We start from the raw sequence: 23,784 nt of genomic DNA, 5'->3' as shown, positions 1-23,784 counted from the left end.
GGTGCCCGTGATCAGTGTCCTCTTCGCCGTTCTGACAGCACTCAGCAACGGTGCCGCCTCGGTACTCCAGCGCCGCGCCGCCCTGAACGTGCCCGCCGACGAGGCCATGCGCCTGTCGCTGATAGGGCATCTGCTGCGTCAGAAGGTGTGGCTGTGCGGGATCGCCCTGGTGATCGTCGCCGCCGTCTGCCAGGCGGTCGCGCTGGCCACCGGGCCGATCGCCGTGGTCCAGCCGATCTTCGTGATCGAGCTGCCCGCGACGCTGCTGCTCGCCGGGGTCGTCATGCGGGTCCGGGTGTCGCGGACCGTCTGGTACGGGGTGGCCGCCGTGACGCTGGGGCTGGCCGTGGGCATGGCCGCCGCCGCGCCGGTCGGTGGCCATGACAGTGTGCCGGGCGAGGACTGGATCCCGGCCCTGGTGGTCACCGGCCTCTTCGAGGCCGCACTGATCGCCGCCGCGCTCGGTACCGGCGGCAACGCGAGGGCCGCGCTGCTGGGGCTGGCGGCGGCATGCGGGTACGCGCTGACGGCGGCCCTGATGAAGGACGCCATGGCGCAGCTGGACGAAGGGGGTGTGACCGCCCTGCTGACGGCCTGGCAGCTGTACGCCACGGCTGCGGCCGGAGTGGGAGCGCTGTTCCTCCTCCAGAACGCGCTGCACGCCGGCAGTCTGGCGGCCGTACAGCCGATGCTGACGCTCGGGGACGCGCTGATCAGCATCACGTACGGGGTGACGCTGTTCGGCGAGGTCCTGCGCACCGGCTGGTGGCTGCTGCCGCAGCTGGCCGGTGTGGCGCTGATCGCCGTGGGCTGTGTGGTGCTGGCCCGTTCCCCGCTGGCCTCGGCGAACCCCGCCCCCGCGCCGCGCGTGGAGTGAGGGCGGGTCAGGGGCGGCCCCCGGCCGGTACCTCCTCGCCGGGCGGCACCGGGTCCGGCGGGGTGCCGTCGCCGAACGGGCGGCCGCCCAGCTGCTCCCGGTGGTGCGGGGTCAGCCAGCCGGACAGGTCGGGGCCGAGCGGCACGATGCCGGTCGGGTTGATGCCCGTGTGCACGCGGTAGTAGTGCTGCTTGATGTGGTCGAAGTCGACGGTGTCGCCGAAGCCCGGGGTCTGGTACAGATCGCGGACGTACGCCCAGAGGACGGGGTCCTCGGCCAGCTTCGAGCGGTTGCACTTGAAATGTCCGTGGTAGACGGCGTCGAACCGCACGAGGGTGGTGAAGAGCCGGATGTCCGCCTCGGTGAGGGTGTCGCCGACGAGGTAGCGCCGGCCGGCGAGCCGCTCCGAGACGTTGTCCAGACGGCGGAAGACATCGATGTACGCGGCCTCGTACGCGTGCTGGCCGTCGGCGAATCCGGCCCGGTAGACGCCGTTGTTGACGTCGCGGTAGATGCCTTCCATCACCTCGTCGATCTCTTCCCGCAGCGATTCCGGGTAGAGGTCGGGGGCGCCGGGGCGGTGCAGCGCCGTCCATTCGGTGGCCAGGTCCAGCGTGATCCGCTGGTAGTCGTTGGTGACGAGCCTGCCGCTCGGTACGTCGACGATCGCGGGGACGCTGACCCCGCCGGGGTACCCCTGCTCCCGCGCGTCGTACGCCTCGCTGAGGTAGCGGATGCCGAGCACCGGGTCGCGGCCGCCTTCGTCCAGGGTGAAGCGCCAGCTGCGGTCGTCCTGGATGGGGTCGGCGACGGCCAGCGAGAGGGCGCCCTCCAGCCCGAGCAATCGCCGTGAGACGAGTGCGCGGCTCGCCCAGGGGCAGGCCCTGCTGACGACGAGCCGGTAGCGGCCCGCCTCGACGGGCCAGCCGTCACGGCCGTCCGCGGTGACGCGGTCGGCGAAGTGGCTGCGCGACCGCTTGAAGGGCTTGTGGCCGTACGAGGTGTTTCCGCCGGGCCCTGCTTCCTCGTCGCTCATCGTGTTTCCCTCTGCGGGTCGGGGGCTCGGGATGTCTCCTGCTGTCTTCTGCCCCGCCGGCCCGCCCCCACATCGGCCAGGGCCACGACCAGCGCGGCCAGGACGAAGAGCACGGAGACGACCAGCCCGTGGTCCAGCGCGTCCGCCCAGCGGCCGGGACCGAGCTGGGCGAAGAAGACCGAACCCACCGCGGCGATCCCGATGGCCGATCCGACCCGCTGGCTGGTCTGGAGGGTTCCCCCGGCACTGCCCGCGTTCTGCACCGGCACCTGGGAGAGGGTCAGCGTCTGGTTGGGGGCGATGACGAGTCCGCTGCCGAGTCCGGCCAGCAGCAGGGGCGCCGCCATCGCGAGTCCGGCGCCCCGGCCCGGCACCAGGTGCGCGGCCAGTGCGGTGAGGCCGAGCCCGACGGCCACCATGATCAGTCCGACGACGATCAGGGGCCGGCCGAACCGGCCGACGAGCCGGCCGCCGATGGTCGCCGCACCACCCGCGCCGAGCGCGAACGGGGTGATCGCGAGGCCCGCCTCCAGCGCGTTGTAACCCAGGCCCGACTGCAGGTACAGGGTGCTGATGAAGAAGATCGAGGTGAAGCCCGCGAAGTACAGCAGGATCATCAGGCAGCCCAGCCAGAAGGACCTGAGCCGGAAGAGCGCGAGGTCCAGAACGGGCTGGACGCCCTTCCTCGTACAGCGGGACTCCCAGCCGACGAAGGCGGTCAGCAGGATCAGGGCGACCACGACGAGCAGCCATTTCTCGTTGCCCGGCCACTGCTGCTCCTGGACGAACGGCAGCAGCAGGGCCAGTACGCCCGCGCCCAGCAGCAGCACCCCGACCGGGTCGAGGTCGCGCGGCCCGACCCGGCCCGCGGACGGGGTGTCCGGGAGTAGCCGGTGGGCCAGCAGGAGGCAGACGGCTCCGATCGGCAGATTGACGTAGAACACCCAGCGCCAGCCGTCCTGCGCCCCGGCCCCCTGGATCAGCAGCCCGCCCAGGAGCGGGCCGACGGCGGTGGAGATGCCGACGACGGTGCCGAACATGCCGAAGGCCCGGCCCCGTTCGCGGCCCGAGAACATCTGCTGGATCAGGGCGGAGATCTGCGGCGAGAGCAGCCCGCCCGCCGCGCCCTGGAGCAGCCGGGCGATGACGAGCCAGAGGCTGGACTGGGCGGCCCCGCAGGCGGCGGAGGCCAGGGTGAACAGGGTGAGGCCCCACATGAACATCGTGCGCCGCCCCCGGGCGTCGCCGAGCCGTCCGCCGGGGATGAGGACGAGCCCGAACGCCAGCGCGTAACCGGACAGGACCCACTGGAGGTCGGACTCCGGGGTGTCGAGGCCCTCCTTGATGGACGGCAGCGCCACGTTGACGATGGACACGTCGAGGAGCGTCATGAAGCCCGCCACCAGGCAGACGGCGAGGGCGCGCCAGCGACGGGGATCGGAAGGTCCGGGAGAGCCAGGGTCCCGGTGCACCACGCTCTCTGCCATGATTCGCACCCTAGGCGGCGGTCCCTGATTCCGGCGGACCCGTCGGTGGCGTCCGGCGTGTTCCGCCCTTCCGGGGGTATTCGCGGGACATGACTGTCGGGAAAACGAGTGTTCTGGTCCTGGACTGTGCCGAGCCCATGGATCTCGCCGGGTTCTACGCCGCTCTGCTGGACGCGGAGGCGCGGGTCGGAAGCGATCCGGACTTCGTCGAGATCGTCGGCAACGCGGGTGTCCATCTGGCCGTCCGCCGCGACCACGGGTACGCGCCCCCCAGCTGGCCCCGCCCCGAGGACTCGCAGCAGGCGCACCTGCGCATCCTGGTCGACGAGGGGGACATGGACGAGGCCGAGCGCGAGGCGATAGGCCTCGGCGCCCGGCCCGTGGACACGAAGGACAGCAACAGCGGTCCCCGCGACGTCCGCGTCTACACGGATCCGGCCGGTCACTCCTTCTCGCTGGCCGTCTATCCCTCCTTCAGGCCCGAAGCTCCGAACGGCGCCGCAGCGAGGACTCGGTGAGCACGGCCGGGACGTAACCGGAGTCGCGGGCGGACAGGTTGGTGCCGGGCGGGACGATCTCGTCGATCCGGTCGAGGACGTCCCGGCTGAGCCTCACCTTGTCCGCGCCCAGCTGGCTGTCCAGCTGCTCGAACGTGCGCGGGCCGATGATCGCCGAGGTGACGGCCGGGTGCTCCAGGACGAAGGCCAGGGCGAGCTGTACGAGGGTGAGTCCGGCCTCTTCGGCGAGCTCGGCCAGGGCTTCGGTGGCGGCCAGCTTGGCGGCGTTCTCCGGCGCGGTGATGTCGAAGCGGGCGGCCTGGCGTGCGGCGCGGCTGGAGGCGGGCTGCACGGCGCCCGTGCGGTAGCGGCCGGAGAGCCAACCGCCGGCCAGCGGGCTCCAGGACAGGACTCCGAGTCCGTACCGCTGGACGACGGGCAGTACCTCTCGCTCGATGCCCCGGGCGAGCAGGGAGTACGGGGGCTGTTCGGCGACGACGCGTTCGCGGCCCCGGCGCTCGGCGAGCCACTGGCCCTCGACGATCGCGGAGGGCTCGAAGGTGGACGTGCCGATGTAGCGGATCTTGCCCTGGTGCACCAGGTCGGAGAGGGCGCCGAGGGTCTCGTCGAAGTCCGTGTCCGGTTCGGGGCGGTGCACCTGGTAGAGGTCGATCCAGTCGGTGCCGAGCCGGCGCAGGCTGTTCTCGACTTCGCGGATGATCCAACGGCGGCTGTTCCCACGCTCGTTGGGGTCCTCGCCGAGGCTGCCGTGGAACTTGGTGGCGAGCACCACGTTGTCGCGTCGCCCGCCGGCCAGTGCCTTGCCCACGATGGTTTCGGACTCACCGGCGGAGTACACGTCGGCGGTGTCGACGAAGTTGATGCCCGAGTCCAGGGCGTGGTGGATGATCCGGACGCTGTCGTCGTGGTCGGTGTTGCCACGGGCGCCGAACATCATGGTGCCCAGGGCCAGCGGGCTTACCTGGACGCCGGTGCGTCCGAGGGTGCGGTATTCGGTCATCCTGCGTTCTCCTTGACGAGTTCATCGGTGGTGAGGTGGTCCGCCGGTGCGGGGTTCCCGGTCTGCCGGAAGGCTTCCCAGAGGCGGTGGTAGGCGCCGCGCGCGGCGAGCAGTTCGGTGTGCGTGCCCGACTCGACGACGGTTCCGGCGTCGATGACGACGACCCGGTCGGCCCGTGCGGCGGTCGTCAGCCGGTGGGCGACGACCACGGTGGTCCGCCGCCTGGCCAGTGCTTCCGTCGCCGCCACGACACGGCGCTCGGTCGCCAGGTCCAGCGAGGCGGTGGCCTCGTCGAGCAGCAGGATGTCGGGGTCGACGAGCTCGGCGCGTGCCAGCGCGAGGAGTTGTCGCTGCCCGGCGGACAGGCCCCGGCCCCGCTCCCCCACCTGCTGGAGGTATCCGAGCCGCAGCCCTGCGACCATCTCGTGCGCGCCGACCGTGCGCGCCGCCGCCTCCACCTCGGCGTCGGTGGCGTCGGGGCGCCCGTAGGCGATGGCGTCGCGGACGGTGCCGCTGAAGAGGTGTGCCTCCTGCGGGACGATGCCGAGCCTGCGGCGGAAGCCGGGCAGATCGAGGTCGCGCAGGTCCTGGCCGTCGACGCGTACCGTGCCGGCCGTCGGGTCGTAGAACCGGGCAAGGAGCTTGACGACCGTCGACTTCCCGGCGCCGGTGGCGCCGACCAGGGCGACGCTCTCACCCGGGGCGATGCGCAGGGAGAGCCCGTGCAGCACCTCCTGGCCGCCGCCGCCCGCGTATCCGAAGGAGACCCCGTCGAATTCGACGTCCCCCCGCAGTTCCCGGACGGGCCGGGGGCTCTCGGCCGGCGGGGTGCCGGCCGGGGTCCGCATCAGGCTGCGCAGCCGGCCGAGGCCGATGACGGCCTGCTGGTAGCCGTCGAACACCTGGGAGAGCTGCTGGATCGGTGAGAAGAACAGTTCGACGTAGAGCAGGAACGCGATGAGGGTTCCCGCGCTCAGCTCACCCGCCCTGACCTGTCCCGCACCGATCACGAGCACGGCCGCGGTGGAGAGGGTGCCGAGGAATTCGACGAAGGGGAAGAAGGTGCCCATGTAGCGCTGGGCGCGCAGTCTCGAGGTGCGGAAGGACCAGGCCAGTTCCGCGAAGTCGCGTGCGTTGCGCTGTTCACGCCCGAACGCCTGGGTGACGCGGATGGCGGTGACGTTCTCCTGGAGGCAGGCGTTGACGGCGCTGATGCGCTCCCTGGCCTCCCGGTAGGCGGGGACGGAGTGGTGGCGGAACAGTGCGGTCGCGCCGATCAGTACGGGAAGCGCGACGAGCAGGACGACGGCCAGGCCCGCGTCGATGACGAGGAGCGCGACGAGGACGCCGAGGATGGTCAGCAGACTGACGACGGCGGTGATCAGCCCGGTCTGCAGGAAGTTCGACAGGGCGTCCACGTCGGTGGTCATCCTGGTCATGATCCGGCCGCCGAGCTCCCGCTCGTAGTAGTCGAGGCCGAGGCGCTGGAGCTGCGCGAAGGTCTTCACACGAAGGGTGTAGAGGAGGCGTTCCCCGGTACGCCCCGTCGTACGGACCTGGGCGACTCCGATCAGCCAGTTCACGGCCACCACGAGCGCGGCCGCCGCGGCGGCGGCCAGCAGCACGCCTCCGGCCTGGCGTGCCACGCCGTGGTCCACCCCGTGCCGTACGAGGACGGGCACCGCGATCTGTGCTGCGGCGTCCAGGGCGACGAGGAGCAGCCCCAGCAGCAGCGGCAGCCGGAAGGGCCGCAGCAGGGTGCCCAGGTGGAAGTCGGGGTCGGCGGCGACCGCCTGTGCGGTGGGCACCTTCGGGTCGGCGGCGGGCAGGGGCAGCCTGGCGAGGCCCGCCATCAGTTCGGCGCTCGGCGGGGCGGAGCCGAGCACTCCGCCGCCGGGGCCGCCCCTGCCGGGTCCTGAGGTGGCCGCCGCTTCGGCGAGGGCCTGGGCGGCCCGCACCGCGGTGCCTTCCTCGGTGGCGGTGTCGGCGCTTTCGGCACGGTGCCACAGGTGCGCGGTGACCCCGCCGGCCACGGGGCCCGCGGGTGCGTCGGCCGCCTGCTCCGAAGCCTGCGGGCTCTCGGCAGTCGACAGCAGCGTACGGAACAGGGCCGAACGCGAGCGGAGTTCGTCCAGGGTGCCGGTGTCCGTGATCCGGCCGCCGTCCAGCACGGCGATCCGGTCGGCGAGCTCCAGGGTCGATCTGCGGTGCGCGACGATCAGGGTGGTGCGGCGACGGGTTGCCTCGTGGAGGCCCGCGTGGATCTCGGCCTCGACCCGGGCGTCGATGGCGGAGGTGGCGTCGTCGAGTACGAGTACGGCGGGGTCGCCGACCAGGGCGCGGGCCAGGGCGAGGCGCTGGCGCTGGCCGCCGGAGAGGGTGAGCCCCTGTTCGCCGACGACGGTGTCGTAGCCGTGGGGCAGCCGCTCGATGAACTCGTCGGCGCGGGCGGTCCGGGCGGCCCGGCGAATCTGCTCGTCGGTGGCGTCCGGGACGCCGTACGCGATGTTGGCGCGCACGGTGTCCGAGAGCAGCAGGCTTTCCTCGAAGACGAAGCCGATACGGGAGCGCAGCGAGGCCAGGGTCAGTTCGGTGACGTCGGTGCCGCCCACCCGTACGGATCCGGACGGCACGTCGTAGAACCGGGGCAGCAGGGCGGCCGCGGTGGACTTGCCGGAGCCGGCGGAGCCGATCAGGGCGAGGGTCTCGCCCGGTTCCACGTCGAGGGTGAAGCCGTCCAGCAGCGGGGCGCCGTCCCCGTAGCCGAAGGTGACGTCCTGCCAGGAGAGGGCCGGTGGCCGGTCGGGGAGGTCGCGGGCGCCGGGGGCGTCGGTGATCACCGGTGCTTCGTCGACGACCTCCAGAACGCGTTCGGCTCCGGCTCGTGCCTGCTGCCAGACGGTGAGCAGCGTCGCCACCTGGCGTACGGGGGTGACGAAGGAGCCGAGGTAGGTGGTGAAGGCGAGGAAGGTGCCCAGAGAGATCCGGCCGTGGAGGGCCATCCAGCCGCCGAGGGCGAGCACGGCGACCTGTCCGAGTGCGGGCACCGCCTGGAGGGCGGGGTTGTAGCGGCTGGTGAAGCGGACGACCCGCAGGCGGGAGGCGAACAGGGTGCGGGCGCGCTCCTCGAGGCCGTTCAGTTCCCGCTTCTCCTGGCCGAAGCCCTTGACCACGCGGACGCCTGTGACGGTGGCCTCCACGGCGGAGGCGACTTCGGCGGCCTCCTGCTGGGCGTGCCAGTTGGCGGGGAACAGGTCGCGTCGGCTGCGCAGGGCGATGAGGTAGAGCAGCGGTCCGACGACCAGGGCGACCACGGTCAGCAGCGGCGAGAGCACCGCCATGAAGATCACGGAGCAGAGGAACATCAGGACGTTGCCCGTGAGGTTGGGCAGGAACTGCAGGAGCGTCTGGATCAGGGTGATGTCGGAGATGGACCGGCTGACGACCTGCCCGGTGCGCAGGTCGTCCTGCTGGGCGCCGCCGAGCCGCAGCAGTGCGGCGAAGGCGTCGTTGCGCAGGTCGTACTGGACGCCGAGGGAAAGCCGGCCGGAGCGGTAGCGGCGGGTGAAGCTCGCCGCGAAGCGGATCGCGCCGAGGCCGGCGAGCAGGACGGTCCAGGGGAGGAGCGACCCGGTGGTGCCCCCTGCCACCCCGTCCACGACATGGCGCAGGACGAGGGGCAGGGTGGCGGTGGCGACGGCCGCGACCAGGGCCGCTCCGAACGCGAGGAGCAGGTCGGTGCGGTGGCGCAGGCAGTACCCCAGCAGCCGCCGGGCCCAGCCGGGCGGCGGCTGCGGGGACAGGTCCGGTCGCGGAGACGTTTCGGTCTGCGGCGCGGACGTGCCGGTCTGCGGTGGCGGACAGTCGGTCACCGGGCCGCCGCCGCGAGGCCGATGCCGGTGTGGCCCTCGGAGGTGTCGACGGTGTCGAACAGCCGGTTGACGGGGCGCGGCAGACCGTAGTGCTCGCGCAGGGTGGCGCCGGTGTACTCGGTGCGGAACAGACCCCGCTCCTGGAGGATGGGGACGACCCGGTCCACGAAGACCTCCAGACCGGAGGGGAGCACGGCGGGCATGATGTTGAACCCGTCGGCAGCCCCGCTGTCGTACCAGTGCTCGATGGTGTCAGCGACCTGCTCGGCCGTTCCGGCGAAGGTGCGGTGGCCGCGCCCGCCGCCGAGCCGGCCGATGAGCTGACGTACGGTCAGCCTCTCCCGCCTGGCGAGCTCCACGACGAGCGTGTAGCGGCTCTTGGCCCCCTCGATCTCGTCCTCGTCGGGAAGGCCGTCCGGAAGCTCCCTGTCGAGGTGCAGCTCGGCCGGGTCGAGCTTCAGCGTCCTGGCCAGCTGGCGCTTGGCGTACTCCGGGACGATGAGCCGGTCGAGTTCGGCGTCCAGTTCCAGCGCCTCGGCCTCGGTGTCACCGATGACCGGGACGATGCCGGGAAGGATCTTGATGCCGTCGGGGTTACGGCCCAGCGCCTCGGTGCGCTGCTTGACGTCCTTGTAGAAGGCGATGCCCTCCTCGAGGGTCTGCTGCGCGGTGAACACCGCCTCCGCGTAGCGGGCCGCGAAGTCCTTGCCGTCCTCGCTGGAACCCGCCTGCACGAGCAACGGGTAACCCTGCGGGGGCCGTTCGACGTTGAGAGGGCCGTCGACCCGGAAGAACTCGCCGGTGTGACCGATGCTGCGTACCCGGTCGGCCAGGGCGTGGACCCCGGCCTCCTTGTCGGCCACGACCGCGTCGTCCGCCCAGCTGTCCCAGAGCTTCGTGGACACCTCGACGAACTCGACCGCGCGCCGGTAGCGGTCGCGGTGCAGGGGTGTGTCGTCGAGACCGAAGTTGCGAGCCGCGTCGGCACCGGCGGTGGTGACGATGTTCCAGCCGGCCCGGCCGCCCGAGACGTGGTCCAGCGAGGCGAAGCGGCGGGCCAGGTTGTACGGCTCGTTGTAGCTGGTGGAGGCGGTGGCGATCAGGCCGATGCGCTCGGTGACCCCGGCGAGGGCGGTGAGCAGGACGGTGGGTTCCAGCTTGGCGGCGGGCCGGCGGCCGGGGTCACCCATGAGGACGGGACCGTCGGCGAGGAACAGCGAGTCCAGGAGGCCGCGTTCGGCGATGCGGGCGAGGTTCTTGTAGTGCTCCAGGTCGGAGTTGGCTGCGGCATGACTCTCGGGGAGCCGCCAGGACGCCTCGTGGTGGCCGGTGGACATCAGGAAGGCGTTCAGATGGAGCTGCTTGCGCGGCATCGTGTCTTCTCCTCGGAAGTCAGTTCGTGAGCTGGGGCTGCGCCACACCGAGGGCGCCGAGCAGCGTGTCGCGGTACTCCTGGAAGCGCGGGTCGCGACGGGAGCGCGGGGACGGCAGGTCGATCCTGAGGTCCACCGAGATCCGGCCGTCCTCGAGTACCAGCACCCGCTCGGCCAGTTCGACGGCCTCGTCGACGTCGTGGGTCACCAGGAGGACCGCGGGGCGGTGGCGTTCGTACAGTTCGCGCAGCAGGCCGTGCATCTTGATCCGCGTCAGCGCGTCCAGAGCTCCGAACGGCTCGTCCGCCAGCAGGAGTTCGGGGTCACGGACCAGCGCCCGGGCCAGGGCGGCGCGCTGCTGTTCGCCGCCCGACAGCTCGTGGGGCCAGGAGCGGTCGCGGCCTTCGAGGCCGACCTCGGCCAGCGCGGTCAGACCCCGCTCGCGGGCCTTCGGGCCGCGCAGACCGAGGATGACGTTGTCGAGCACACGCAGCCAGGGCAGCAGGCGTGAGTCCTGGAAGGAGAGGGACACCCGCTCGGGTACGAGGAGTTCACCGGAACCCTCCACCGTGTGGTCGAGGCGGGCCACGGCCCGGAGCAGGGTGGACTTGCCGGAGCCGCTGCGGCCGAGGAGCGCGGTGAACTCCCCCGGCGCCACGGTCAGGTCGAGGTCCTTCAGGACGACCCGGTCGCCGAACCTGCGTACCAGCCCCGTCGTGCGTACCGCGGGCCGCTCGCCCTCGGTGCCGGGCAGGACCTCCGTCAGCCCGCCAGTGTGCGTCGCCATGACAGGACCCTCCTTTCGACTGCGCGTACCGCCGCGTCGGAGGCGAAGCCGAAGATCCCGTAGGCCACCAGCCCCACGATGATCACGTCGGACTGGGCGTACTGCTGGGCCTGGAACATCATGTAGCCGATACCGCTGGTGGCGTTGATCTGCTCGACCACGATGAGGCCGAGCCAAGACGAGGTGACTCCGAGGCGCAGGCCGACGAAGAAGCCGGGGAGCGAGCCCGGGGCGACGACCTTGCGGATGAACTGCCAGCGGCCCAGGTCGAGTCCCTCGGCGAGTTCCACGTACTTGCTGTCGATGCCGGTCAGCGAGGCGTACGTGTTGATGTACATGTTCACCGCGACGCCGAGCGCGATCACGGTGACCTTCATCTGCTCGCCGATGCCGAGCCAGAGGATCAGCAGCGGGAGCATGGCCAGGGACGGGATCGCCCGCTTGATCTGGAGCGGGCCGTCCAGCAGGTACTCACCGCTGCGGCTCAGTCCGGCCGCCACGGCCAGGATCACGCCGGCCGACACCCCGAAGAACAGGCCGAGTCCGGCGCGCTGGAGCGAGATCAGGACGTTGTCCTGGAGCCGGCCGGTGGAGACCAGGTCGCCCGCGGTGGCGAGCACGGTGCCGGGCGAGGACAGGATGCGGGGATCGAGATAGCCGGATGCGGACGCCGCCCACCAGGCGGCGACGAGCAGCACGGGCCCGATCAGCCGCCCGAAGGGCAGGGACCGGCCGGGGCCGAGCCGCCGCCGGGTGCCGCGGGATGCGGGCGCGGCCTCCGTGGCGGCCCGTGGAGCCTCCACGGCCTGCGGCCGGGCCTCGCGTGCCTTGGCCAGCAGATCCGTCATGACCCCTCCCGGTACTCGGCGGCCACGGCCGCGGCCGCCAGCCCTTCGAAGCGGCGGTCGAACAGCTCGGACGCCTTCTGCTCGGGTACGAAGCCGCCCTCGGCCAGCAGGTCCGCGGTCTCCTGCTCCCAGGCGATGGCCTCGTCCCAGTTCGCCGGGAAGTGCGGCTTGTTGAGGGAGGCGACGATGCGCTTGCCGTCCTCCTTGGTGACGCCCTGGTCCTTCACGTAGTACGTGTCGATCCACTCGTCGCTGTTCTCCCACGCCCATACCTGGCCCCGCGCCCACAGCGGTACGAAGCTGCGCACCGCCGCCGCCTTGGCCGGGTCGTTGAGGACCTCGTTCGGCGCCCAGAGCACGGTCAGCAGGTCCACGACCTCCGTCTTCACCCCGCGGGCGCCGTCCTTGGCGTACTGGCTGAGGTACTTGGTGATGGTCGGCTCGCCCAGCGGGGCCACGTCCACCTGCTTGGACTGCAGGGCGGTCAGGAACTGGGTGCTGGGCAGGGCGACGAGCTCGACGTCGCTGTTGCTGAGACCCGCCGCCTTCAGTGCGCGCAGGACGACCACGCCCTGGGCCTGCCCCTGGGAGAACCCGATCTTCTTGCCCCGGAAGTCCTCCACCTTCCTGATGGACGATCCGGGTGCCGTGGCGAAGACGTACGTCGGCTTCTTACGGACCTGCACCCCGACGATCTTCGCTCCGACACCGATGGCGTGCGCCTGGATCGGCGGGATCCCCGCGTTGGTGGCCAGGTCGATCGATTTCGCGCGGAATCCCTGGATGATGTCGGGCCCGGCGGAGAGGTTCGGCCATTCCGTAACGGTGAAGTTCAGTTCTTTCGCGAGCCCGGCCGGCTCCAGCTGGAGTCGAGCCGTACGGACCGCGACGGTCAGTTTCGTTCCGGGCGGCGGATCTCCCGAAGGCAGGGCGCCGGCCGGTTCCGCACCGGCCACGGCCTTGGTCTGCGGAGAGCAGGCGGCGAGGCTCAGAACGGTTCCGACCCCCAGCGCGAGGAAGGACCGGCGGGCAAGGATCCGCTGTGTTTCTTTGCGTGTCATGGTGAATTCCTGATCAGTGATCGTGCGTGGGGCGGATGGAGTGGTAGGAGCCGTCGTGGAACAGCAGCGGGCTGCGCCCCTCGTCGAGCCAGGACTCCTCGACCCGGGCGACGACGATGCGGTGGTCGCCGGCCGGGACGATGTGCTGGACGGTGAGCCGCAGCCAGCCGGTCACGCCGTCGAGCACGGGCTCACCGCCCGCCAGCCGGCTCCAACGGGTCGGCGCGGCGAAGCGGTCGATGCCGCTGGTCGCGAACGTGGTGGCCAGCGCCTCCTGTTCGACACCGAGGAAGTTCACGACCGCGGTGGCGGCCCGCTCGATGTGGGGCCAGGACGAGGCCGATGTCCCGATGCCGAAGGAGACCAGCGGCGGGGCGAGCGACAGCGAGGTGAGCGAGGTCGCGGTGAAGCCGACCGGCCCGTGGCCGGCGTCGGCGGTGACGACGACCACACCTGCGGGATACCTGCGGAATGCCTGCTTGAAGCGTTCCGGGGCAATTCCTGGCGCGGTGGTTTCGGTTGATTGGACAGCGGCATACGAAGACACAGTGACGGTCAACGTCTCTCCCCGGTCGGAAAGGCGGAAAATGGGTGCACGAAACAGGCGGGCGGAAAATGGACACGCACGTGGTGCGGACCGCCCGGAAAATCAGCTGAGGGTTATCGGTTACCCGGACAGGGGCGACAACAGGAACGCCGGGCGATATCGCTCACCGGCGCGGCCGCGCGGCAGGAAGGTGCCACCTGGGGCACGTTCCTCGAATTCCGCTGTCGGCTGGTCATGAATCCATCTTCCCGTTCGGGGTGAGGGCGGGTCAACAATGCAACGATCTGAATTAAGTCGGGTATTGCCGAGCGTCAGGAAACCGCGGGCAGTGCGGGCCACGGCCCCAGCGGGTCGGTGTACAGCGCGCCGAGCGCGACCGCGCCACCCGCGGTGGCCAGGACCGATCCCGTGAAGCTGCTCGACACCACCGCGCGTTCGGGGTCGTCGCACACGACGGAGCGTTCGGCCACCTCCGCCCGCAGGTCGGCGAGGCAGTGCGGCAGCCTGCCCGCTCCGGGCTCGACCACCACCAGACACTCCGGGTCGAACATGTCCAGCAGCAGTGCGGCTGCCCGGCCCACCAGCCGGGCGCGGCGGCGGAACAGCGCCACCGCGCGCGGCTCGCCCGCCATCGCGTGGTCGAGCAGTTCGGTGAACGACGCGACGCGCAGGCCCTGTTCGGCGGCCCGGCGGATCATGGCACGCTCGGAGACCTCGGACTGGAGGCATCCGGTACGGCCACAGCTACAGGGCTCCGCGTCGCCCGATCCCCCCGGCCCGAGCGGCAGATGGGCCACGCTGCCCGCTCCGGAGCGCGGGCCCCGGTGCAGTTCGCCCGCGGTGGCGAAGGCGGCGTCGACGACCGCGCCGATGAACAGCAGCACCGTGCTGGCCCGTGTCGAGACCTCACCGAACATCTGCTCGGCCCGCGCCAAGGCCCTTGAGTGGCTGTCCACATGGACGGGCAGCCCGGTGGCGGCGGCCAGGATCTCCCGTACGGGCACGGCGCGCCAGCCGAGATGGGGGTGCTCCACGACCACTCCGGCGGCGGAGTCCACGCGGTGGCCGGTGGCCACGCCCAGGGCCAGCACGGTCCGGCCGGCCGCGTGAGCGGCCGTCAGCCGGGGCAGCCGGGCTGCCAGGTCGGCCAGAATCCCGCGGGGTTCGGTACTGAGGTGCGGCCGGCGGTCCTCGGCCACCACCCGGCCGCGCAGATCCATCAGGGCGACCGTCGAGTGCGCGACGGCGATATGGGCCCCGGCCACCAGGAACCTTCCGGTGTCGATCTCCACCGGTATGTGGGGGCGTCCGAGCCCTCGTGGTCCGGTGGTCTCCTCCCTCTCACGGACCAGACCGCGGGACAGGAGGTGTCCCACGTGTCCGGTCACCGAGGCGGGCGACAGGCCCGTGACGCGGGCGACGGTGGAGCGGGCCACCGGGCCGTGGTCGAGGATGGCGCTCAGCACGGATCCCGTGCCGGAGACACGGCGGGCGGCTCCGGCCACGGGAATGTCCGAGCGGCGCAGCGGACCGGTGCGGCGGGCGGGCGCAGGCAGACTCTTCACAGGTGTCTTCCAGGTCCTCGGTGGCAGCGGGCGGTACGGGTGCGGTCCCGCCCCGGCGAAGGTGCGGGGGGTCCTCGTGGCGGAACCGGCCGGTACAGGTCCGGTCCGGATTCCGCTCATCCCGTGCGGCGGGGCGCCCGCGGCAGGCAGGGGGAGTGTGTCCCCGTGGGTGCCTCGCGCGGGCTCCGTGTGTTCAGGCCCGGTGACACGCCGCGGAGCACACGCGCTTCAGGTCGACATGACCTCGCGTCGTCAGGTGTGCGGATCGCTGCATGCCGCGCAACGTAGCCGGAGCGGCGTAAGCCGGTCAAACCACTGCCCGCATGCTGGGACGACTGTCCAAGAACGTGTGTTGCACGCGTGTTGCGCCACGTTGAAAGGGTGTTGAGAGCATGTGGCGGCACCGTTTCGGCGCTTGACACGGACGGCCGCGGCATCCGCATACCCGGGCGTTTCCAGGAATTAACCTCTTGATGCCTTGTCACTCCTGGTCTACGCGCATAGTTTTTGCCACCTCACTACAACTTGGGGGCAGTTCCCGTGCACATAGCCAGACCCGGCTCCGCCCTGCTGGCCGGCGCCGTCGCCGTAACCCTCTCGGTGACCGCGCTGCCCGCCGCCTTCGCGGCCCCGTCCTCCACCGCCGTGATCTCCGAGGTGTACGGAGGCGGCGGCAACTCCGGTGCGACGCTCACCCGCGACTTCATCGAGCTGGCCAATGCCGGTTCGAGCCCGTTCGGCCTGTCGGGCTTCAGCGTCCAGTACCTGCCGGGCACCCCGTCCGCCGGCTCGCTGTGGCAGGTCTCCGAGCTGTCCGGCGCGGTCGCGCCCGGTGGCCGCTACCTCGTCGCGCAGGCCGCCGGCACCGGCGGCACGGTGGCACTGCCGACCGCTGACGCCACCGGTACGGTCGCGATGTCCGCTGCGAGCGGCACCGTCGCGCTGGTCTCCGGCACGACACCGCTGACCTGCAAGACGGCCGCGGACTGTGCCGTCGACACCCGGATCGTGGACCTCGTCGGCTACGGCTCGGCGGTCGTACGTGAGGGCACCGGCCCGGCGACGGGCACCTCCGCCACCGCCTCCGTGGCCCGCGGCACATCCCTCGCGGACACCGACGACAACGCGGCGGACCTGGCCGCGGGCACCCCGACGCCGGTCAACGCGGCCGGCGAGACGTCGGGCGGATCCGGCCCCGGAGAGCCCGGCGGACCGACCGAGCCCGGCACCGTACGGGTGCACGACATCCAGGGCACGACCCGTGTCTCGCCGCTCGTCGGCCAGGCGGTGACCGGTGTTCCCGGCATCGTCACCGGCGTACGGACCAGCGGTTCGCGCGGCTTCTGGATCCAGGACGCACCGGACGCCGACGCCCGTACGAGCGAGGGCCTGTTCGTGTACACCGGCTCCGCCGCCCCCACCGTCGCCGTGGGCGACTCGGTGCTGGTCAGCGGCAAGGTGGCCGAGTACTACCCGTCCTCCACCACCCAGTCGCTCACCCAGCTCACCGCCCCGAAGACCACGGTCCTGTCCTCCGGCAACGCACTGCCCGCGCCCCTCGTCCTCGACGCGGACTCAGTGCCCGACGCGTACGTGCCGACGGCGGGCGGCGGGTCGATCGACGCGCTGGCCCTGGACCCGGCCACGTACGCCCTGGACCTGTACGAGTCGGTCGAGGGTGCCCGCGTCACGATCGCCGACACCCGGGTGACGGGGGCGACGACCGCGTACGACGAGGTCTGGGTGACCGTCAAGCCGGAGGAGAACCGCACCCGGCGCGGCGGCACGCTCTACGCCTCGTACGAGGACCAGAACACCGGCCGCATCAAGGTGATGTCGCTGAACGCCGCGCAGCCGGTCCCGGTGGCGGACGTGGGCGACGAGCTCTCCGGCTCCACCACGGGCGTCATCGACTACGCGTCGTTCGGCGGGTACAACCTCCAGGCCACCGAGCTCGGCACGCTCACCGACAACGGGCTGCGGCGCGAGGTGACACGGAAGCAGAAGCGCAAGGAGCTCGCCGTCGCCACGTACAACGTGGAGAACCTCGACGCGCTCGACGAGCAGGCCAAGTTCGACACGCTCGCCGAGGGTGTCGCGGTCAGCCTCGCCTCCCCCGACGTCGTGTCGCTGGAGGAGATCCAGGACGACAACGGCGCGGCGAACGACGGCACGGTCGGCTCCGACGCGACACTGCAGCGGTTCACCGACGCGATCGTCGCCGCGGGCGGACCGCGCTACGCGTGGCGCTACGTCGCACCCGAGGACGGCAAGGACGGCGGCGAGCCCGGCGGCAACATCCGCAACGTCTTCCTCTTCAACCCCCAGCGGGTCGACTTCGTGGACCGTGCGGGCGGCGACGCGACCACGGCCGTGACGGCCGTGAAGACCAGGAAGGGTGCCACGCTCTCCGTCTCGCCCGGCCGGATCAACCCGACGAGCGCCGCCTGGGACGACAGCCGCAAGCCCCTGGTGGGCGAGTTCCGCTTCCGCGGGAAGCCGGTCTTCGTCATCGGCAACCACTTCGCGTCCAAGGGCGGCGACCAGCCCCTGCACGGGCGTTACCAGGAGCCGGTGCGCAGCTCGGAGACGAAGCGGGTCCAGCAGGCGGCGGAGGTCAACACCTTCGTCCGCTCGCTCCTGAAGGCGGACAAGTCGGCGCAGGTGATCACGCTCGGCGACCTGAACGACTTCGCGTTCTCGCCGACGATGGACGCGCTGACCGGTGGCAAGGTACTCAAGCCACTGATCACGACGCTGCCGAGGAGCGAGCAGTACAGCTACGTGTTCGACGGCAACTCGCAGACGCTGGACCACATTCTGACCAGCCCCGCGATCCGCCGCTTCGACTACGACGTGGTGCACATCAACGCGGAGTTCGCCGACCAGGCGAGCGACCACGACCCGCAGATCGTGCGGGTCGACGTGCACGGCAACGGCGGCCACAAGCACTGACCGCCTCCGGGGACGGCCGGCACCGGCCGTCCCCGGATCCCGTTCGGCAAACCCGTTCAGGCGCCCGCGCGGGTCGCTGCCGCGCCGTCCGGGGCCGGGATCTGACGCGGAAGTGCGCGGGCTGCGGGCGGACCCGGTGGTCGGTCCTGCGGTCCGTCGGTGAAGAAGCGGGTGACGAGTGCGGCGACCTCGTCGGAGCGTTCCAGTACCACCCAGTGGTCGGACTCCGGCAACGTGAGGAAGCGGCTCCCCTCGATCGTCGCGGCGAACTCCCGCTGCCGCCGGGGCGAGGTCACCGTGTCGTGCTCCCCGGCGAAGACCAGGGCCGGTACGCCGGTCAGTCCCCCGGAGAAGTCGGGCCGGTCCCCCAGCGCCCGGTGCAGCGAGTCGGCGGCGTGCGGCGAGTGGCTGAGTGCGTGCAGGAACGAGCGGCGTACGTAGCGCCTGGCGAGTTCCCTGCGGTGCACCGGACGGTCCGGGTCCAGGCACATGAGGCCGTCGGCGGCCAGCTCCGCGAATCCTTCCGCGTCACCCTCGGCCAGCCGCTCCGTGGCCCGGTGCCAGTAACTCCGCTGGGCGGCGCCGATGTGGACGGGAACGCCGCCGAGGACGAGCCGGGCGATGCGGCCGGGGTCGTGCCGCGCGCAGCCGAAGGCGATGGCCGCGCCGTAGGAGAAGCCGAACAGGTTGACCCGGGGCGCGCCGATGTCGTCGATGATCCCGGTGACCGCGGCACGCAGGATGCCCGCACAGTCGCCGGCAGGCAGCGGGTCCGCACCGCCCATGCCGGGCAGGTCCGCGGTCACCACGTCGGCCACGGGGCCGAGGTGCTCGTCCATCTGCGGCCAGCCGAACATGCCCTGCAGCGCGCCGCCGAGGACGAGTACGGGTTCGGTGCCCGGGCCGTGGACGGGTTCGGCACGGGGCAGGATGCGATAGCCGTACCGCAGCCCTTGGACGGACAGGGACCGGATGATCTCCTCGGGCATGGTGCTCCCTTCCCGTCAGGCCCTGGTGAGGACGAGCGCCGCGTTGTGACCGCCGAAACCGAGCGAGGTCTTGACCGCGCAGTCGAACGCGCCCCGTCTGGCCTCCTTGCTCACCACGTCGAGGGGGATCGCGGGGTCGGGTGCGTCGAGATTGGCCGTCGGCGGTACGAGCTGGTGCTGGAGCGCCAGGACGGTCAGCGCGGTCTCGATGCCCCCCGCGGCTCCCAGGGTGTGCCCGGTCATCGCCTTGGTGGAGGTGACCAGGGGGTGTTCGCCGAGGACCCGGCGCAGCATGGTCGCCTCGATGAGGTCGTTGGCGACGGTCGAGGTGCCGTGGGCGTTGGCGTGGCCGATGTCGGAGGCGTCGAGGCCCGCGTCGGCCAGGGCGGTGCGCAATGCCCGTTCGATGCCGAGCCCGTCCGGGTCGGGGGCGACGGCGGAGTGGGCGTCGCTCGATGCCCCGTAGCCGGCGACGCGGGCGCGGACCGTGGCCCCGCGGGCCCGTGCGTGCTCGGGACGTTCCAGGACGAGGAGTCCCGCGCCCTCGCCGACGACGAAGCCGTCGCGGTGGGTGTCGAAGGGCCGGCAGGCCGCCTGAGGGTCGTCACGGCGGGTGGAGACGGCACGCATCTGGCAGGCGCTGGCGATGAGCAGCCGGGAGCAGACCGATTCGGCGCCGCCCGCGACGACGATGTCGCAGGCTCCGGTGCGGAGCATCTGGTGGGCGGTGCCGATGGCGACGGTGCCGGAGGAACAGGCCGTGGAGACCGCCTGGCTGGGGCCGTGGACACCCAGGTCCATGGCGACGCTGCTGGCGGCGCCGTTGACGACGGACAGCGGGGCGAGCTTCGGGGAGACACGTCGCGCGCCGCGCTCGGTGAGGGTCGTGTGCTGCGCGTCGTAGAAGGGCAGCCCTCCGTGTGCCGAGCCGATGACGACGGCGACCCGGCCGCTGTCCCAGACCGCCGGGTCGAGTCCGGCGTCGGCGACGGCCTCCCGTGCGGCGATCACCGCGAGCTGCGAGAAGCGGTCCATCAGCCGCTGCGCGGCGACGCCGAGTACGGCCTTGGTGTCGAGGTCCGTGATCGAGTACATGAAGTCGCAGGGCAGACCCGCGAGTTCGGGCCGGTGCATGACCGAGGGGGCGACGCTTGTGTCGCACACCCCGCGCCATGCCGCCTCGATCCCGACACCGGCGGCGGTCACCAGGCCGATCCCGGTGACAGCGGCACTGAACGGTTCGGCCCCCGGACGGGCGGACGTGTGCGCGAACGGCCGCCGGGCCGTCACGCGCCGGCCTTGCTGCGCACTGCCGCGACCAGTTGGCCCACGGTGTCGCGCGACGAGAGGACGACATCCTCGAGATCGATGTCCATCCGGTCCTCGATGAGGAGCCGGAGTTCCTCCAGGGCGAGCGAGTCCAGGCGCAGTTGACGGAGGGGCACCTCCGGCCGGATGGCCAGGGGATCCGTTCCGAATGTGGTGACGAGCAAGGCGCTGATCTCTTCCGAGGTGCTCATGGGGACGCTCCTCCGCTCTCGTACGCGGTGACGCCGGCCGCGTGGGGTTGGGGACGGCCATCGGGGGCGCCGGCTGCTCCGGAGGCACCCTTTATACGCCTTCACGGCCGGGATTCCGGCCCCCGTTCCCCCGTGAGGAGGGGGGACGGCCAGGTGTGCGAATCCGATGTGCCGCCGGAACGGGTGACACGATGGGTGCGCACAGGGAGCCTCGAGAGGGAGAAGCGGTCATGGCGACGGAGCGGCACGACGGTCCGGTACGGCTCAGCCCGACGAACTGGGTGGCCAAGCAGGCAGAGCTGTACGAGTCGTCCGGCGGGACCAAGGGCACCACCCAGCTCGGCGTCCCGTGCCTGCTGCTGGACTGCGTGGGCAGGCGCAGCGGGGCGGTACGGCGCACGGTCCTGATGTACGGGCGCGACGGCGACGACTACCTGATCGTGGGATCGAACGGCGGCTCCGACAGCCATCCGCTCTGGTACCTGAACCTGCTGTCCGAGCCCGCCGTCGAGCTCAGGGTCGGCACGGAGCGCTTCCCCGCACTCGCCGAGACCCTCTCGCCCGAGGAGAAGGCCAGGGTGTGGCCGCGCCTGGTGGCGGCCTTCCCCCGGTACGCGCAGTACCAGGAGGGCACCGGCCGCGACATCCCCGTGGTACGGCTCCGGCGGCGCTGACCTGCCCGGACGGTCCGGCCGACCGGCCTGGCCGAGCCGGCCTCCAACAGGGGTCCCTGCAGGGCTTGCTGATGCGTACACTCCGCGATCATGACCTTCGAAACGGTTCAGTCCGACGCGTCCGCCCTCGACGGGCCCGCACTCTTCCCGACCATGTCCACCATGCGCGCCATGCGCCGTCTCAAGCCGGACGCCGTGCCGGACGAGACGATCGAGAAGCTCATACAGGCCGCCGTCTGGGGACCCAGCGGCGGCAACATGCAGTGTTACGAGTACGTCGTCGTCACCGACCGCGAGGTGATGGCCCGTCTGGCGCCCCTGTGGAAGCGCTGCGTGGACGCGTACCTGGCGACCACGGGCAAGTACGCGCCGAAGGGCATGGACGACGCGGCGTACGGCCGGATGGTGGCGGCCATCGAGTACCAGCGTGACCACTTCGCGGACACACCGGCGCTGATCATCCCCTGCTACCGGTTCCCGGAGCCGCAGTTCGACGACGAGGGCCTCCAGGTCTACGCCGAGTCGCTCGGCCCGGCGGGGCTGGCGCACATGACGGACACGCAGACGCGCTTCCAGGCACTCGCCGAGGGCTCGTGCGTCTATCCCGGCGTCCAGAACATCCTGCTCGCCGCACGGGCCCTGGGGCTCGCCGCCAACCTGACCATCTGGCATCTGATGCTGGAGCAGGAGTGGAAGGAGGCGCTCGGGATCCCCGAGGACATGGAGACCTTCGCCGCCATTCCCGTCGGGTGGCCGCAGGGCAACTTCGGGCCCGTCCGGCGCCGCCCGGTGGCGGACGTCATCCACCGGGACCGCTGGTAGCCGCACGGGGCTCCGGCACCCCCGTCGGGGGTGCCGGAATCACTCCAACTCCATTGGAGTGAAAGGGATTTGGACACGCTTGCGCCGTGCTGTCATGCCCTGATCGCGTCGATAGCCTGTGCGGGCTCGCGCCCTCGGCCCACCCCACCCGGGCCCGGGGGTCAGTCCTCTCCCCACAGACCAGGAGCAGGTATGCCCAGAAGCCCCGCCGGCCACACCCGGGGTCGCGCAGCCTTTCTGGCGGCTCTCACCGTCACCGCCGTCGTCGCCGCCGGCCATCCGGCCCCCGCCGCCCCGGCCGCGCCGGATCCCATGAACCAGGCCTTCACCCGGGCAGCCGAGAAGTTCGGCGTACCGCGCGACCTGCTCGCCGCCGTGGGCTACGGCGAAACCCACCTGGACGGGCACGACGGACGCCCGAGCCAGGCGGGCGGCTACGGCGTGATGCACCTCGTCAGCAACCCCACGAACCGCTCCCTGGAGAAGGCCTCCGCCCTGACCGGCGAATCCGCGGCCGATCTGCGCCAGGACACCGAGGCCAACATCCTGGGCGGCGCGGCCCTCCTGCGGAGCCACGCCGACGCACTCGGCCTGGACGGCGCCGAGCGCCGTGACATCGATGCCTGGTACCCGGCCGTCGCCCGCTACAGCGGGGCGAAGGGCACCGTGTCCGCGCTCTACGCGGACAACGTCTACGCCTTCCTCGCCCAGGGGCTGCGGGCGACGGTGCCCGGTGGCGAACGGATCTCGGTCACCTCCCGCCCGGTCTCCCCCGACAAGGGCGCCCTGGCCTCGGCCGGCGTGACCGCCCCGAGCCCCGACTACCCCTCGGCGCTGTGGGTCCCCGCCAGTACCGCCAACTACGCGGTCAACCGGACGGCGACCATCGACAAGGTGGTCATCCACGTCGCGCAGGGCTCGTACGCCGGCACGATCAGCTGGTTCCAGAACCCCGATTCGCAGGTCAGCGCCCACTACGTGGTCCGTTCCTCCGACGGCCAGATCACCCAGACGGTGCGCGACAAGGACACCGGCTGGCACGCCAAGACCGCCAACGCCTCGTCGCTCGGCATCGAGCACGAGGGCTTCATCGACGACGCGTCGTGGTTCACCGACTCGATGTACCGCTCCTCGGCGGCGCTGACCGCGTACCTGTGCAACCGGTACGGGATCCCGAAGGACCGGTCCCACATCATCGGGCACAGCGAGGCCCCCGGGAACGACCACACCGACCCGGGCGTCAACTGGAACTGGACCTACTACATGCAGCTGGTCGGGGGCGGCGCGAGCAGCGCCGGCGTCCAGCTGGACTTCACCTCGTACGCGACCCAGCGGTCGGGGTCGACCGGTCCCCAGGTGAAGGCCGTCCAGCACCTGCTCAACCAGCAGGGGTACGACGCGGGTGCCGAGAACAGTGTCTTCGGACAGACCACGCAGAACGCCGTCAAGGCGTTCCAGACGACCCGGAAGCTCTCCGCCGACGGGGCGGTCGGCCCGAAGACGTGGACGGCTCTGCTGTCGGCCGGGACCACACCGACGCTCAGCAAGGGTGCGAGCGGCGCTGACGTGAAGCGGCTGCAGCGGGCCCTGACCGCGGCGCTCGGGTCGACGGTCGCCGTAGACGGAAGCTTCGGCTCGGGGATGCAAACGGCCGTGCGTCTCTACCAGGACGGCAGGGGTCTGGACGCGGACGGCAGCGTGGGCCCCGACACTTGGAAGGCACTGCAGGCCGGGCTCTGATTCCTCCGGTCCTCCGCAACCTCCGCGGGGGGGGGGGGGGGGGCCCGGCGCGCGCGCCCCCCCCCCCCCCACCCCCCCAACAGCCTCGGTTTAAACATAAAAAACAGCAAAAA

Annotated in this window: 19 protein-coding genes; 6 read left to right on the top strand and 13 right to left on the bottom strand. The window is 71.5% G+C overall.

Annotated elements, in window-relative coordinates; genetic code table 11:
• Positions 1-7 precede the first annotated feature (7 nt).
• Positions 8-877: a DMT family transporter gene (locus ACFW9O_RS19730; protein ID WP_384610896.1), complete on the top strand. Its 870-nt coding sequence runs from the start codon at positions 8-10 to the stop codon at positions 875-877.
• A gap of 7 nt (positions 878-884) precedes the next feature.
• Here ACFW9O_RS19730 and ACFW9O_RS19725 read toward each other — a convergent pair whose 3' ends face one another.
• A complete protein-coding gene (locus ACFW9O_RS19725) occupies positions 885-1,913 on the bottom strand; it encodes a glutathione S-transferase family protein (protein WP_384610894.1) in 1,029 nt (342 codons plus the stop codon).
• On the bottom strand, positions 1,910-3,400 hold the full coding sequence (locus ACFW9O_RS19720) for an MFS transporter (RefSeq protein WP_384610892.1): 1,491 nt from the start codon (positions 3,398-3,400) through the stop codon (positions 1,910-1,912). Before ACFW9O_RS19720 ends, ACFW9O_RS19725 begins: the two co-directional genes overlap by 4 nt.
• Before the next feature lie 89 nt (positions 3,401-3,489).
• On the opposite strand from ACFW9O_RS19720, the gene ACFW9O_RS19715 reads away from it, so the two are divergent.
• The gene (locus ACFW9O_RS19715) at positions 3,490-3,918 is read left to right on the top strand and encodes a VOC family protein (RefSeq protein WP_351174291.1); all 429 of its coding nucleotides are present in this window, start codon (positions 3,490-3,492) and stop codon (positions 3,916-3,918) included.
• Here ACFW9O_RS19715 and ACFW9O_RS19710 read toward each other — a convergent pair.
• The 8 genes from ACFW9O_RS19710 to ACFW9O_RS19675 all read right to left on the bottom strand — a co-directional run bounded on the left by ACFW9O_RS19710 (position 3,875) and on the right by ACFW9O_RS19675 (position 14,971).
• Positions 3,875-4,918, bottom strand: coding sequence for an aldo/keto reductase (locus ACFW9O_RS19710; RefSeq protein ID WP_384610890.1), 1,044 nt, complete (start codon positions 4,916-4,918; stop codon positions 3,875-3,877). The genes ACFW9O_RS19715 and ACFW9O_RS19710 overlap by 44 nt on opposite strands.
• On the bottom strand, positions 4,915-8,790 hold the full coding sequence (locus ACFW9O_RS19705) for an ABC transporter ATP-binding protein (RefSeq protein WP_384610888.1): 3,876 nt from the start codon (positions 8,788-8,790) through the stop codon (positions 4,915-4,917). The genes ACFW9O_RS19710 and ACFW9O_RS19705 overlap by 4 nt, the downstream gene beginning before the upstream one ends.
• Positions 8,787-10,163 (bottom strand): LLM class flavin-dependent oxidoreductase, encoded by a 1,377-nt coding sequence (locus ACFW9O_RS19700; protein WP_384610886.1) that lies wholly within the window; start codon positions 10,161-10,163, stop codon positions 8,787-8,789. Before ACFW9O_RS19700 ends, ACFW9O_RS19705 begins: the two co-directional genes overlap by 4 nt.
• Positions 10,164-10,182: 19 nt before the next feature.
• Positions 10,183-10,950 carry an ABC transporter ATP-binding protein gene (locus tag ACFW9O_RS19695; protein ID WP_329206103.1) on the bottom strand — a complete coding sequence of 256 codons (768 nt, stop codon included), beginning with the start codon at positions 10,948-10,950 and terminating at the stop codon, positions 10,183-10,185.
• Positions 10,926-11,798, bottom strand: a complete 873-nt coding sequence (locus ACFW9O_RS19690) for an ABC transporter permease (RefSeq protein ID WP_384610885.1) — start codon at positions 11,796-11,798, stop codon at positions 10,926-10,928. The genes ACFW9O_RS19695 and ACFW9O_RS19690 overlap by 25 nt, the downstream gene beginning before the upstream one ends.
• Positions 11,795-12,859, bottom strand: coding sequence for an ABC transporter substrate-binding protein (locus ACFW9O_RS19685; RefSeq protein ID WP_384610884.1), 1,065 nt, complete (start codon positions 12,857-12,859; stop codon positions 11,795-11,797). The genes ACFW9O_RS19690 and ACFW9O_RS19685 overlap by 4 nt, the downstream gene beginning before the upstream one ends.
• 13 nt (positions 12,860-12,872) lie before the next feature.
• Positions 12,873-13,418, bottom strand: coding sequence for a flavin reductase family protein (locus ACFW9O_RS19680; protein ID WP_384610882.1), 546 nt, complete (start codon positions 13,416-13,418; stop codon positions 12,873-12,875).
• Between the two features lie 299 nt (positions 13,419-13,717).
• Complete coding sequence (locus ACFW9O_RS19675) at positions 13,718-14,971, bottom strand: ROK family protein (RefSeq protein ID WP_384610880.1); 1,254 nt, start codon at positions 14,969-14,971, stop codon at positions 13,718-13,720.
• A gap of 540 nt (positions 14,972-15,511) precedes the next feature.
• On the opposite strand from ACFW9O_RS19675, the gene ACFW9O_RS19670 reads away from it, so the two are divergent.
• Positions 15,512-17,926 carry an endonuclease/exonuclease/phosphatase family protein gene (locus ACFW9O_RS19670; protein WP_384610878.1) on the top strand — a complete coding sequence of 805 codons (2,415 nt, stop codon included), beginning with the start codon at positions 15,512-15,514 and terminating at the stop codon, positions 17,924-17,926.
• 56 nt (positions 17,927-17,982) lie between these two features.
• On the opposite strand, the gene ACFW9O_RS19665 is transcribed toward ACFW9O_RS19670, so the two are convergent.
• Genes ACFW9O_RS19665 through ACFW9O_RS19655 form a run of 3 tightly spaced genes read right to left on the bottom strand, consistent with a single transcriptional unit; the run spans position 17,983 to position 20,435 of the window.
• Entirely contained in the window at positions 17,983-18,915 is a 933-nt protein-coding gene (locus ACFW9O_RS19665) for an alpha/beta fold hydrolase (RefSeq protein ID WP_384610876.1), read from the bottom strand.
• 15 nt (positions 18,916-18,930) lie between these two features.
• Positions 18,931-20,205, bottom strand: a complete 1,275-nt coding sequence (locus ACFW9O_RS19660; RefSeq protein WP_384610874.1) for a beta-ketoacyl-[acyl-carrier-protein] synthase family protein — start codon at positions 20,203-20,205, stop codon at positions 18,931-18,933.
• Positions 20,202-20,435, bottom strand: coding sequence for an acyl carrier protein (locus tag ACFW9O_RS19655; RefSeq protein ID WP_351174311.1), 234 nt, complete (start codon positions 20,433-20,435; stop codon positions 20,202-20,204). Before ACFW9O_RS19655 ends, ACFW9O_RS19660 begins: the two co-directional genes overlap by 4 nt.
• 230 nt (positions 20,436-20,665) lie before the next feature.
• On the opposite strand from ACFW9O_RS19655, the gene ACFW9O_RS19650 reads away from it, so the two are divergent.
• The 3 genes from ACFW9O_RS19650 (at position 20,666) to ACFW9O_RS19640 (ending at position 23,671) form a co-directional block, all read left to right on the top strand.
• Positions 20,666-21,109, top strand: coding sequence for a nitroreductase family deazaflavin-dependent oxidoreductase (locus ACFW9O_RS19650; RefSeq protein ID WP_351174313.1), 444 nt, complete (start codon positions 20,666-20,668; stop codon positions 21,107-21,109).
• Positions 21,110-21,199: 90 nt separating this feature from the next.
• Positions 21,200-21,931, top strand: coding sequence for a nitroreductase family protein (locus ACFW9O_RS19645; RefSeq protein WP_351174315.1), 732 nt, complete (start codon positions 21,200-21,202; stop codon positions 21,929-21,931).
• A 192-nt stretch (positions 21,932-22,123) separates the two neighbouring features.
• The gene (locus ACFW9O_RS19640; RefSeq protein WP_384610872.1) at positions 22,124-23,671 is read left to right on the top strand and encodes an N-acetylmuramoyl-L-alanine amidase; all 1,548 of its coding nucleotides are present in this window, start codon (positions 22,124-22,126) and stop codon (positions 23,669-23,671) included.
• Positions 23,672-23,784: the final 113 nt, after the last annotated feature.

The sequence above is a fragment of the Streptomyces sp. NPDC059499 genome (assembly GCF_042749285.1).
In the GTDB taxonomy this organism is placed as follows: Bacteria; Actinomycetota; Actinomycetes; order Streptomycetales; family Streptomycetaceae; genus Streptomyces.
Note: the sequence above shows the minus strand (reverse complement) of the source record. Positions and strands in the feature narration are given on the sequence as shown.